Genomic DNA, 11,852 nt, shown 5'->3' with positions numbered 1-11,852 from the left:
AGGCGTTCCTTTGGTATTGGTGAAATAAAATATTGAGGTAAGAAATATGAGATGCTTAAATTTTTCTAATATGTAGAGTTCCCTCACGAAGGTGATATGAGCGTGGTTTGAAAAAAGATAATTAAATCCTTTTGGCTTGCATTCTAAAAAATGTTCTTTAACGCGCCGTAACTAGCACTAAAGGGGTATGATGTCCGAAGTACAGTAATTTACTTCAATCGTTTAACTGTATCTGTGTTTTGTTGACGAGCCAATACAAATCGACTCAGACGATCGTAGGATGCTCTGATATAGACGGGCTCATAACTTGCGGCATTCACTATATAACCCCGACCTTCCACGCGTAGGATAAAATTATCTTCAACGCCAAGCTCATCGAGCTTCTTCCTTAATTCGTGCATCACCTGCCATAGGCGTGGCGCTGAGGATCTGAGACCATAGCCTTCCCATACGGCTTTCATGATTATTTCATCAAGGAGCAGGCCAGACTTTCCTTTTTCCAGCAAAAACTCGAGCAACCGAAACATTGTTTGCCTCAGATAAACATGACTCTGAATATTTTTCTGGATTTTTAACGATATCAAGACTCGGTTTTCCCGCAGAACTATCACTCCATTTTTGTCATCACCCAGAATATAACCAAATTTTCTCAAAGGTAGGCATCTCCATATTCATACCCTGCATTCCCGCAATAGCGCCGAGCCTAATTCACAATTCCTCACAGTATAGTAATTAAATTAAACACATAATATCAAACGAAATATTTTACTAAAAACACTTACCTGATAACCATGGATTCACCAGGCATTAACTCTGATATAAGTTATATTTTCAGTCTGGCATACTGGATTCATATCAGCTTAGCTTTTCCTTTCTCTTAAATAGCCCATAAATTTCATGAAGTGTTTTATGCCATTTTTTTTCCTTTTGTCGAGCTTTACCCCTTTTTCATTCGGTTTCAGTTAAACTGGCTGTCCGAAGCGGCCAGGATTTTTCTTTCTGACCGCAGCTTAGCACCTGCAGCACCCGGGTAAAGGGATCAACACCTTAATTAAGACTGATGAGAATCTTTGCCAGAGTGCATGACGGGTAATTCACTGAAATAAATAGCAAAAAAACCATATTCGCTGATGCAGGTTAAGATACCTGAAGTTTTTTATAGCAGCAGGAGAAAGGGTGGACTAAGCTCGGAAGGGGTAGAAATTCAGTCGGCAGGCAGGGAGTCATGGATAAAACGTTTTTGATCGACGGCAGGTTAGTCTTTCACAGCGGGCAGAACGCACTGGCCAACCTGCTTCACCCAGACCTTTCGGAAGTACTGAATGAGCCCTGTGCCCGCTGTCTTGAAGCGCTGCTGGCGGCGCAGGGAAATATCGTCAGCCAGGAGGAGCTATATAAAGCCGGCTGGGGAGAAGGCAGTAAGGACGTCTCGCCAAACACCCTGTATCAGAATATTCTTCTCGCCCGCAAGGCTTTCCGGAAGGTTGCAGAAAGCAGTGATGATTTTATCATCACCGTCCCTCGACAGGGCTTCCGCTTTAATGAAGCGCTGTCGGTGACGATCGCTGACGGCCATAATAATCCTGTTTTTTCCCCGGATGAACGCCGGGACCAATTTCATCGTTTCGATGGCGATAATACGATGATTAGACGAACAGCACCTTCTCTGGCGGTCCGTCTTCTTATGCCTGCTTCTTTGCTCCTGATTGTTCTTTCGGTGGTGGTATTCTTTATCGCATACAGTAAATATGGATTAAGCCGTCAAGATGATTTCACCGGAGACTATGTATTTTCCGGTAAACATAATGGATGTGAAATTTACACTAATAAGCAGCAACAGCTTACCGGCGGAGAAACTGAACGACTTCTGAAAAAATGGTCTTACGTTACGGCCGACTGTGGCTCGTTACCACTGATATATATATCTTCCTACCGTAATCATCTCAGTATTTTCCTTCTTTCGTGCGACAACAAAAATAAGGCTGACAGGGTATGCAAAACAGGCTATCTACGATTATCAGAATAGCCGTATTGGCGGTCAGCTTGCTGATATTAATTTATTCCATTCATGTTCTGCAGAATATGAAAAACAGCGAAGCCGGAAAAATTATCCACTGCAGATCGGCCTTTGACAGCCAGGTTAACAGCAGCCGCCTGCATGCCGCAGTCATTCTTTATCTGTACCGGGAAAAAGGGAGTTTGCAAATCATAGGAGACTATATTTCGCCGGCGGGTGTAACCGTACCGGTAAAATTAATCGCCGGTGTTGTTTATCAGGCTGACGGTCAGGATTACCACGTTCGCTTTACGGGCCTCAAGAATTCTCTCGGGAAGGAAGCAATCAGTGATGATTTCCCTTACCTGCTTCCCTTCACTGTTACCAGTGAAAATGTTGATTATCTCTATCAGCTTCAGCAGCAGGATGAAGGAAGCTATCTAATCCGGCAGGATGATATCCCTCTGGTCCTGTGTAAGAAAATTTCCGCTAAGTGATGGCGCATATTATCGCATTCGTTAGTGCGATTAACGCTTTTCCGCCGTCATCCGACAGTGATGCTTTTAAAGCATTCATTCGCATTTCCCCTCAACATCCCCTCTCCAGACTGAAAATAGACTCCGCGATAGCGGCTAAATGGCCCTGCTGATAAGCCATCCGGTAGAGCGTCTAGGAACTTCAAATACGCCCCCGGCGCTGAAAAAACGGGTGGCTCAGCAAAGTCCCGGCCTCACTACCGACCCGAAGGCCGGTAGACTCGGAACAGGTAATAGCCGGAAAAACGATACGCTGACTACATTAGAATGTGTAATTCATGCTTACCGAGACGCTACGCGGTTCGCCATACACGGCAGAGTCATCGAGGTAGGAGTAGTATTCGCGGTCGAACAGGTTACGCACGTTTGCCTGCACCGCCAGCCGTTTCGTCAGCTGATACTGCGCGAACAAATCGACGAGCGGATAGCTGCCCTGATAGAGGCGCTGCGTCTCGCCGTCAGGACCGGTGACATCTTTGTACACCCTATTCTGCCAGTTCACGCCGCCGCCTACGGTCAGCTCCGGAAGCGTCGGGACGCGGTAGCGGCTGAACATCTTCAGCTGCGTTTGCGGCGCGAAGCTGTTGAAACGGCCATCTGAATCACGGGCAACGTAGCGGGTCGCGCTGAAGGTAAGCTGCAGGTTGTCGGTCAAGGCACCGTTTACCTCAAATTCCGCCCCTTTGCTCACTGCGCCTTTGGTTGCGCGATAAGCTTGTTCGCTGGATCCATTAACAAATTCTCCGCTGATGGCCTCCCCCGCGTTCTCCTGTTCGATGCGGAATACGGCAACGTTGGTGGTTAGTTGACCGTCCATCCAGTCTGCCTTCAGGCCGGTTTCATAGTTTTTACCGGTGACGGGAGAGAGCCATGTTCCCTCTTTCGTACGTTTGGTTTGCGGAGCAAAAATTGAGGTATAGCTGGCGTAGGCGGAAAGGCTGTCGTTGATGTCATACACCAGCCCGCCGTAAGGCGTGGTGTTGTATTTACGCATATCGCCGCTGCTGCCGTCTGAGCTGTACTGGGTATAACGTGCGCCAACGATCAGCGACAACGGATCCGCCAGCGACAGGCGTGTCGCCGTATACGCCGATTTTTGCCGCACGATATCATCCGCATTTTGATACCAGTCGCCCCACTCCGGCTCGGCCACGCTGCCGTCCCAGCTGTTGTTGAAGATGCCAATCCGAGCGCTGTCCATCGGCCCGTCTTCGCTGAAGGTGGCATTGTGCTGTCGGCTATAGTTGGCCCCGGCCATCAACTGATGTTGACGCCCCAGTAGTTCAAAAGGCCCGCTTGCGTAAGTATCAAAGGAGTCCAGGGTGCGCTTGCCGCGATCCTTACTTCCCCAGCCTGATGCACCTTCACCGGTGGTGGCATCCGGATTGCCCATCACGTAGAGCAGGGTGTCGTTGAACGTTTGCTCGCCGTGGGTTCCATTGAAACGAACCGACCAGCCGTTATCCCAGCTGTGGGTGAGGTTAGCAAATACTTTACGTGATTCAACGCGGTACCCCGTCCAGTCCGCCGAGGTGTTGACGTTGCGATCGTAATGGGTGCGGCTGCCGTTGCTGTACAGGCTGGGTAATCCGCCCCAGGTCGGATTGGCGGTGTTTGTTTGCTGATAATCCCAGCCCAGCGAGGCCGTCGTGTGTTCCGTGACATCGCCTTCAATGACGCCATAGAGAAATTTTTTGCGCTTGCCATATCTGTCGAGCCAGCTGTCCTGATCCTGATACCCTGCCACTACGCGCCCGCGCAGGCTGCCGTCGGAATTGAGCGGCGCGGAGATGTCGCCCACATAACGCTGTTTGTTCCAGCTTCCATAGCTTGCGCTGACGTTGCCCCTGAAGGTTTTGCTGTCGGCACGTTTGCGCACCATGTTCACCGTTGCACCCGGGTCGCCAGCGCCGGTTAACAGGCCGTTCGCGCCGCGCACAATCTCGATACGATCGTAAATGGCGGTATCTTCCTGCGCATCGCCAAAGTTCCACGCGTCGCCCATTGATGTGGGGATCTCATCATAGGCGAAGTTGGTGATCTCAAAGCCGCGGGAAAAGTAGCTCGAACGCTCGCTATCAACCTGCTGCGACGAAACGCCGGTAGCATTGGTTAATACCTGGTCAATGGTTTGCAGATCCTGATCCTGCATACGCTGGCGTGTTACGACGCTTACTGACTGGGGGATGTCGCGCGGCGTCAGCAGCATTTTGGTGCCTGAACGCGTTGTTTTTACCGCATAATCCTGTTCCGAGTCGGCGCTTCCATTCCCGTCGCCGTAGACAACCATTTCTTGTTCATTTGTATTGTCATCCGCCTGTGCCGGATGCATGACGGCGTACATCGCCAGCGCAAAGAGTGATAGTGAGAAGGGAGAAGGAATGAGCCCTGCGGACGCTTTCGCGCGATTAACCCTGCCTTTAAGAATCATCATGTTACCTGTCAGTAGTTGTCGTTTTTGCAAATCATTTATCTAAATAAGAATGGAAATGATAATTATTTGCTTTATTATGCACAGGTCATTTTGTAAGTTAAATGTAAATAAACGTATATTTATAAAAAATTACCGCGTCTCGTAAGGCAGGAACAAAAAATGAACAACTCTCAATGGTTAAAAGGAAAGGCATGGGGCTTCAGCGTTCTTACTGCGGCGCTAACCCTCAGCGTAACGGCGTCAGCAGCTTCCCTGGATGCTGCTGCGCTCAAGCAGCGCGAACTCGCTGACGGTCTGTATGAGATGGTTTACTCCCCAGCGGCAAATGCGCTGTACGTCGCGAGCGCGCAGAGTTTCAAAAACGTCAACGGTGGGGTGCTCTATAAGCTGGATCCCACAACGCTTGCCACGCAAGGTGAAACCCATACCGACCTGAAAAATTTCGGCATGGCGGCGGACGATAATGGCAAGGTCTACTACACAACCAACACCCTGGATGGCGGGGTATCGAAAGTAGACGTGCAAAGCGGCAAGGTGCTGCAGCGCCTGATGTTTGAAGGTAAAGATAAGGATGGCGACCCGGTTGGTGCGCGTGAAATCCTCTTCCACAAGGGGCTACTGTTTATCGGCGGCGTTGCCGACCCTGGGTTTATCTCCGTGGTTGATGCCAGCACCATGACGCTAAAAACCCGCATCGAGAATGCCGGAAAATGGGTGACGGGGATTATCTATTCGCCGCTAACGGACCGCATTTATGCCGCCAATGGCGGAGGTGAAATTCTGGTGATTAACCCGGACACGCATAAAATCGAACAGCGCTGGACGCCAGGCGATAAAAAAACGTATTTGTTCCTGAATATGGCAGAAGATCCGGCCACCGGGCGCCTGTTCGTGACCGATGATTCAAAGGCCAAAACCACCCTGGTATTTGATGAGCGCAGCGGGAAAGTTATTAAGCGCCTTGAGGGGGATGCTCTGGGGATTAAGTTTGACGCCAGGCGCAACGAAATTTTCATTAGCCAGCGCGAGTCAAAGAAGGTGCTGCAGCTTGACGCCGGCAGTTATGCTGTGAAAAACAGCTGGACGTTCAACAGCCGTCCAAACAGCCTCCTGGTAACACCGGACGGTAAAACGTTATACGTAACGGTAAAGCAGGACTTTAAGGACGACAACACGACGAAAGGCCCGGATAGCGTGGTTCGTATTTCACTAAATTAAAAAATATGCAGCCATTCTGTGAGGGATGGCTGACTTATCAAATCGGGCGGGGGCAAGGTACTGCGTTACGTGAGGAGCGAACCTAAGCTTGCCCGTTTTCACTGCGGAATACATCAATTTCATCCGGCATGTAGCTACGTCGCCAATACTAAACCTCTAATGGATAAAATTTTTCCCAATTATAATTTATCCTCGCTAACGTCAATTCTCCGACGCCATCCCCGTAATCAATTTCCTGACGCTCCAAAAAAAACTCCCGCACGGTTGCGGGTATAAAAGCAGCGCTGTAACGCAGGATCGTGCTGTGCCAGAACGGTGCCGGTAACGGACTGCTGCCGTGCCGCATCAGCAGCTCATCTTTCCAGTCAGATTCCAGAATTTTCTCGCAGAATGACTGACGCATCGCTATCGCTGGCTCATCTGGGATACCCGCCAGTAACAACTGGCTGGGCAAAGCGATTAAACGAAGGTTCCCGATCGCAATCCTTTTCGAATGATATGCAGCCCAGATCTTTTTCAATTGCTCAACTTTCGTGGGCAATCGCTCGTTTGCCTCATAGAGTGGCAGAGTCAGCGGTAAGAAGGTGAAATGGAAACTGTGTGCTGGCAGGATGTCGGCGAGGGGATCGCCCTTTGTGAGCTCGTTCAATTCATCAATAAGCTGCGAGACCGAACATGGCACAGGCGGCTTTATGCCTGTTGCCAGAGCGTGTTTTACCGGGTCGTAGTAGTTTTCCTCTCTGATTTTCCCGATCCCAGCATTATCTTCCCACATCCCAATGGTGTTTAAATTTGTTGAACGATAAATGTCTGGCAAGCTGAGGGATTTCATGACCGACCTTATGAGGTAAATTACCGTCTTTATCAGATAATTCAGGTCATTCTATTAATATTTTAGCGCTATGTAATAAATAATTTTAACTGAAATAACGAGCTTACCGGCCCGAAGGCCGGTAATTGTTAACGCTGATAAATGCTTACCACGCGTAGGCTTCAGGCGCTTCCCCGCCCGGTCCGGGCCAGATGGCATCCAGTTTTTTAAGCGTTTCAGGCGTTAGCGTTACGGACAGCGCGTTAAGATTCTGGCGAAGCTGTTCAACCGTGCGTGGCCCGCTAAGAACGCTTGTGACGACCGGATTTTGCTGTAGCCAGGCAAGCGCAACGTCTGCTGGCGTTTCACCCATTTCATCGCATAGCTGCTCCCAGGCTTCCAGCTGTGGCCGCAGGTGATTGATTCGCGTCTGCATGTGCGGTGCGGCCCGGCGCCCCTCCGCCATTTTACGCAGCACGCCGCCCAGCATTCCCATCCCGACCGGGCTCCACGGGATCAGGCCAATGCCGTAGTGGCGCAGCGCCGGAATGACCTCCAGCTCAACCGTGCGCTGGGTCAGGTTGTACAGGCTCTGCTCGGATGCCAGTCCCAGCAGGTTGCGCGCGTCAGCCTTGCACTGTGCAGTGGCAATGTCCCAGCCGGCAAAGTTGCTGCTGCCCACGTAGCTGATTTTACCCTCGCGGATCAGCTGTTCCATGGCCTGCCAGATCTCCTCCCAGGGGGTGTTCCGGTCGATATGGTGCATCTGGTAGAGATCGATATGATCCGTTTTGAGCCTTTTCAGGCTGGCTTCGCATGCCCGGCGGATATGGTAGGCGGACAGATACTTATCGTTCGGCCCGGTATCCATCGGCTGATAGACCTTCGTAGCCAGCACGATCCGGTCACGCTTGCCGCTGCGCGCGAGCCAATTACCGATGATCTCTTCGGATGTCCCGTACCCCTTTGCCATATCCGGCGACTGCGGCCCGCCGTAAACATCGGCGGTATCGAAAAAGTTGATACCCGCGTCCACGGCCTCATCCATGATCCTGAAGCTGGTCGGCTCATCCGTCAGTTCACCGAAGTTCATGGTCCCAAGACCGATGCGGCTCACCCGCAGGCCCGTTCGGCCCAGATGTTTGTATTTCATGTCTCGTGCTCCTTAACTGAAGGCGTTATTTCAGGTTTTTACGGAAAAAGTCCGTCAGCTTGTCGAAGGGGATCACGTCCGTGCGGTCATACAGATCGACGTGCCCTGCTCCCGGGACGACATACAGCTCTTTAGGCTGAGCGGCGCGTTTGAAAGCGTCCTCGCTGAACTCTTTTGAATGGGCCCGATCGCCGGTGATAAACAGCATCGGGCGCGGTGAAATGGTTTCAATATCGTTGAACGGGTAGAAGTTCATAAACTTGCCGATACTGCTCAGCATCGGTTTTGTCGTCAGCTCCTCTTTCTCCCCCTGCGGGGTGTAGCCGCCCCGTGAGGTGCGGTAGAAATCATAGAACTCGCGCTGAATTTCCGGCGTGGAGGCGTCCAGTTTATTCACGGTGCCCGGAATGTAGGCGGTCTCTGCCCCGTTGAACTCGGCAAACCGCTGCTCAATGGCCGACTGAATTAAGGCCTTACGCTGTTCCAGAGTCTGGGAATGGTTAAGGCCGTTACGGAACGCGGACCCCATGTCATACATGCTGACGGTGGCGATGGCCTTCATGCGCGGATCGATTTTCGCGGCGCTGATAACGAAGCTCCCGCTGCCGCAGATGCCCAGCACGCCGATGTTCTGCGGGTCAACAAACGGCCGGGTGCTGAGATAATCAACCGCCGCGCTGAAATCATCCGCGTAGATTTCCGGGGAAATCAGGTGCCCGGGCTTGCCTTCGCTTTCCCCCCAGAACGAGAGGTCGATAGCCAGCGTCACAAACCCCTGCTCCGCCAGCTTCTGCGCATACAGGTTTGAACTCTGTTCCTTGACCGCGCCCATCGGGTGGCCCACGACGATGGCCGGGGTTTTGGCGTTCTGACCGATCGCTTTCGGGATAAACAGATTGCCGACCACGTTCATCTGATACTGGTTTTTAAAGGTGACCTTCTGCTGCGTCACCTTGTCGCTTTTATAAAAGTTATCCGCACCTCTGGACATATCCGCCGCGGAGGCGGCAAATGCGCTGATGAGCATCCCCAGGGCTAATGTAAATCTGTTCATGATGGTTACCTTATCAGGACGAGCGTGATGAAAGACCACCGGCAGAGGCGTCTGCGCGTGAGGTCAGGAAAATCAGTACGGTTGCGATAATCAGCATCCCGGCGCTGGCGAAGAAGGTGCTCTGGTAGCCGTGATGGTCAAACAGCAGGCCGCCCACGGTGGAGCCCAGCGCAATGGACAGTTGCACCATCGCCACCATCAGCCCGCCGCCCGCTTCGGCATTCTGCGGAAACGTGCGCGGAACCCACGCCCACCATCCCACGGGGGCGGCGGTTGAAATCAGTCCCCATATTCCGAGCAGCGCCGTCACGATGGCCGCCTGGCTGCCGAAGACGATCAGGGCCAGCGCCACGAACGCCATCAGCACGGGGATCGCCATCAGGGTCGGGTAGAATCCGCGCTTCAATACCCGGCTAACCAGCGTGGTGCCGATAAAGCCCGCGATGCCGATGACCAGCAGGATGAGGGTCACCGCTGAGGCGTCCACCTTCGTGATCGCCTCAAGGAAGGGCCGGATATAGGTAAAGAGCGTGAACTGCCCCATAAAGAAGATCCCAACGCCCAGCATGCCCAGCGTGACCACCCGGCGGCGAAACAGCGCGAAGACGTTGCCGGCCCCCGCAGTCTGACGCGTCACCGGCATGGCGGGCAGGCTGAGCAGCTGCCAGATAAACGCGACGATGGCGACGGGCAGCAGGCAGAAGAAGGCTCCCCGCCAGCCGATGACCGAACCCAGCCAGCTGCCCAGCGGCGCGGCCACAACGGTCGCCAGCGCGTTGCCGCTGTTAAAAATAGCCAGCGCCAGCGGAACGCGGTGCACCGGCACCAGACGCATCGCCGTCGCCGCCGACATAGACCAGAACCCGCCGACCACGACGCCAATCAGCGCCCGCCCGATCATGTAGGTCAGGTAGTTTGGCGCCATCGCAATAACGGCCCCGGAAAGCGCCATGATGCACGTCAGGCCGAGCAGCAGGGTTTTGCGGTTAAGCGTGCCAGCCAGCCGGGATATGAACAGGCTGGTCACCACCGCAAACGCGCCGGAAATGGCGATCCCCTGCCCGGCCATGCCTTCGGTGACGTTCAGGGACTGCGCCATCGGCGTCAGGAGGCTGACCGGCATAAATTCGGAGGCGATCAGGGCGAAGACGCACAGCGTCATAGCAAACACGCCGCCCCAGTGCGCCCGTTGTTTTTCACTTACTCCGCCGTGGTTTTTGGCGTCAGTTTTCTGATTACGCATTTAGCCTTTCTTATCTTCAGAGAATACGATGCCCTCCCCGGGATGTCGGGGATAAGGAACGTTGTTAGTTGGAAACGATCGTTATGGCATCAGCAGCGCGTCACGGTGCTTGTTTGCCGGTCGGTTAGCGTTGACTTTTTCATCGCATTATTGTTACCAATAGGCAGCGGCAAAACTAGCTAATGAATTCTTAATAGCCTTATAAGTAAAATTTATAAATAGACGGGAACGAAGATGGCCAGACGCAACCTCAACGATTTACTCTCTTTCGTCACCGTGGCGCGGGAAGGCAGCTTTACGCGTGCCGCCGCGCAGCTTGGCGTGACGCAGCCCGCGCTAAGCCAGGCGATTTCCGGGCTGGAAGAGCGGATGCAAATCCGCCTGCTGACGCGAACCACCCGCAGCGTATCGCCGACGGCCGCCGGGGAGCGCCTGCTGCAGTCGGTGGGCCATCGCATTGACGAGATTGAGGCCGAGCTGGACATGCTGACCGAGCTGCGGGACAAGCCTGCGGGAACCGTCCGCATCACCTGCGGGCCGAACGTGCTGAAAACGACGCTGCTGCCCAAGCTGACGCCGCTGCTGCGGGAATATCCGGATATTCAAATCGAGTTCGATGCTAACCACGGTTTTCGGGACATCGTGGCGGATCGTTTTGACGCGGGCGTGCGGCTTGGCGATACGATCGATAAAGATATGATCGCGATGCCCATCGGCCCGAAGCTGCGCATGGCGGCAGCGGCTTCACCTGATTATTTCGAGCGGTATCCGGTCCCGCTGACGCCGCATGACCTGACGCAGCATCAGTGCATCAATATGCGCATGGTCCGCTCGGGGGGGATTTACGTCTGGGAATTCGATCACGAGGGAGGGGAGCTGAACGTCCGGGTTAACGGACAGCTGACGTTTAACACGTCGGAACATGTTGTCGACGCGGCGCTGGCGGGGTTAGGCATCGCCTTTTTACCGGAAGAAGAGTTTGGTTCGCACATCAAAGAAGGCCGACTCGTGCGCGTGCTGGAGCCCTGGTGCCATCCTTTTCCGGGCTACTACCTTTACTATCCCAGCCGCAAGCAGCCTTCCCCGGCGTTTTCACTCGTTGTTGATGCGCTGCGCATGAAGGGGAAAATCCAGGGCTAAGGGAATGGATGTTCAGGCATAAAACGGCGTTGTCAGAAGTATAAGGTTTCTGATTCGAGCGAAGAGTCCACGTTAGCCGTTTATACGACTCCCCGCTGCGGGTGAATTTGCAGAATTGATATGCTGCGGTGACGGGGAAATTACGCGGCTCACCGCAGACGTAGCCAGGGGATATAGGTTTGGTACGTCCGTTCTTAAAATGAATAATATTTCTGTCTTAGGCCCATTCTTAAACTATACTTTATACGGCAACCTGATAGAGACTGA

General features: G+C 53.0%; 10 protein-coding genes. 4 read left to right on the top strand and 6 right to left on the bottom strand.

The features are described from left to right. Positions 1-209: 209 nt before the first annotated feature. Positions 210-653 (bottom strand): transcriptional regulator, encoded by a 444-nt coding sequence (locus tag AB8804_RS16440; protein ID WP_371188018.1) that lies wholly within the window; start codon positions 651-653, stop codon positions 210-212. 572 nt (positions 654-1,225) lie between these two features. Here AB8804_RS16440 and AB8804_RS16435 point away from each other — a divergent pair. Both AB8804_RS16435 and AB8804_RS16430 read left to right on the top strand, forming a co-directional pair. Beyond that, a complete protein-coding gene (locus tag AB8804_RS16435; protein WP_371188016.1) occupies positions 1,226-2,026 on the top strand; it encodes a transcriptional regulator in 801 nt (266 codons plus the stop codon). After that, the gene (locus AB8804_RS16430) at positions 1,993-2,493 is read left to right on the top strand and encodes a hypothetical protein (protein WP_371188014.1); all 501 of its coding nucleotides are present in this window, start codon (positions 1,993-1,995) and stop codon (positions 2,491-2,493) included. The genes AB8804_RS16435 and AB8804_RS16430 overlap by 34 nt, the downstream gene beginning before the upstream one ends. A 301-nt stretch (positions 2,494-2,794) precedes the next feature. Here AB8804_RS16430 and fhuE read toward each other — a convergent pair whose 3' ends face one another. Further along, positions 2,795-4,963, bottom strand: coding sequence for a ferric-rhodotorulic acid/ferric-coprogen receptor FhuE (fhuE, locus tag AB8804_RS16425; RefSeq protein WP_371188126.1), 2,169 nt, complete (start codon positions 4,961-4,963; stop codon positions 2,795-2,797). 162 nt (positions 4,964-5,125) lie between these two features. Here fhuE and AB8804_RS16420 point away from each other — a divergent pair, with 162 nt between their 5' ends. Beyond that, positions 5,126-6,184: a YncE family protein gene (locus AB8804_RS16420; RefSeq protein ID WP_371188012.1), complete on the top strand. Its 1,059-nt coding sequence runs from the start codon at positions 5,126-5,128 to the stop codon at positions 6,182-6,184. Between the two features lie 148 nt (positions 6,185-6,332). Here AB8804_RS16420 and AB8804_RS16415 read toward each other — a convergent pair whose 3' ends face one another. The 4 genes from AB8804_RS16415 to AB8804_RS16400 form a co-directional block, all read right to left on the bottom strand. Beyond that, positions 6,333-7,016, bottom strand: a complete 684-nt coding sequence (locus AB8804_RS16415) for a hypothetical protein (protein ID WP_371188010.1) — start codon at positions 7,014-7,016, stop codon at positions 6,333-6,335. A 145-nt stretch (positions 7,017-7,161) separates the two neighbouring features. Then, positions 7,162-8,148, bottom strand: coding sequence for an aldo/keto reductase (locus AB8804_RS16410; protein WP_371188008.1), 987 nt, complete (start codon positions 8,146-8,148; stop codon positions 7,162-7,164). 25 nt (positions 8,149-8,173) lie between these two features. After that, positions 8,174-9,202, bottom strand: coding sequence for an alpha/beta hydrolase (locus AB8804_RS16405; protein WP_371188006.1), 1,029 nt, complete (start codon positions 9,200-9,202; stop codon positions 8,174-8,176). Positions 9,203-9,215: 13 nt separating this feature from the next. Continuing rightward, positions 9,216-10,445 carry an MFS transporter gene (locus AB8804_RS16400; protein ID WP_371188004.1) on the bottom strand — a complete coding sequence of 410 codons (1,230 nt, stop codon included), beginning with the start codon at positions 10,443-10,445 and terminating at the stop codon, positions 9,216-9,218. Positions 10,446-10,679: 234 nt separating this feature from the next. Between AB8804_RS16400 and AB8804_RS16395 the strand changes: the two genes are divergently transcribed. Then, entirely contained in the window at positions 10,680-11,585 is a 906-nt protein-coding gene (locus AB8804_RS16395; RefSeq protein WP_371188002.1) for a LysR family transcriptional regulator, read from the top strand. Positions 11,586-11,852 lie beyond the last annotated feature (267 nt).

The sequence above is a fragment of the Enterobacter sp. KBR-315C3_2022 genome (assembly GCF_041399425.1).
In the GTDB taxonomy this organism is placed as follows: Bacteria; Pseudomonadota; Gammaproteobacteria; order Enterobacterales; family Enterobacteriaceae; genus Enterobacter.
This window is presented reverse-complemented; position numbering and strand designations above follow the sequence as displayed.

Coding starts and splice junctions, on each gene's coding strand:
- AB8804_RS16435 (WP_371188016.1), top strand. CDS start 1,226: ATGGATAAAACGTTTTTGATCGACGGCAGGTTAGTCTTTCACAGCGGG.
- AB8804_RS16430 (WP_371188014.1), top strand. CDS start 1,993: ATGCAAAACAGGCTATCTACGATTATCAGAATAGCCGTATTGGCGGTC.
- fhuE (WP_371188126.1), bottom strand. CDS start 4,963: ATGATTCTTAAAGGCAGGGTTAATCGCGCGAAAGCGTCCGCAGGGCTC.
- AB8804_RS16420 (WP_371188012.1), top strand. CDS start 5,126: ATGAACAACTCTCAATGGTTAAAAGGAAAGGCATGGGGCTTCAGCGTT.
- AB8804_RS16415 (WP_371188010.1), bottom strand. CDS start 7,016: ATGAAATCCCTCAGCTTGCCAGACATTTATCGTTCAACAAATTTAAAC.
- AB8804_RS16410 (WP_371188008.1), bottom strand. CDS start 8,148: ATGAAATACAAACATCTGGGCCGAACGGGCCTGCGGGTGAGCCGCATC.
- AB8804_RS16405 (WP_371188006.1), bottom strand. CDS start 9,202: ATGAACAGATTTACATTAGCCCTGGGGATGCTCATCAGCGCATTTGCC.
- AB8804_RS16400 (WP_371188004.1), bottom strand. CDS start 10,445: ATGCGTAATCAGAAAACTGACGCCAAAAACCACGGCGGAGTAAGTGAA.
- AB8804_RS16395 (WP_371188002.1), top strand. CDS start 10,680: ATGGCCAGACGCAACCTCAACGATTTACTCTCTTTCGTCACCGTGGCG.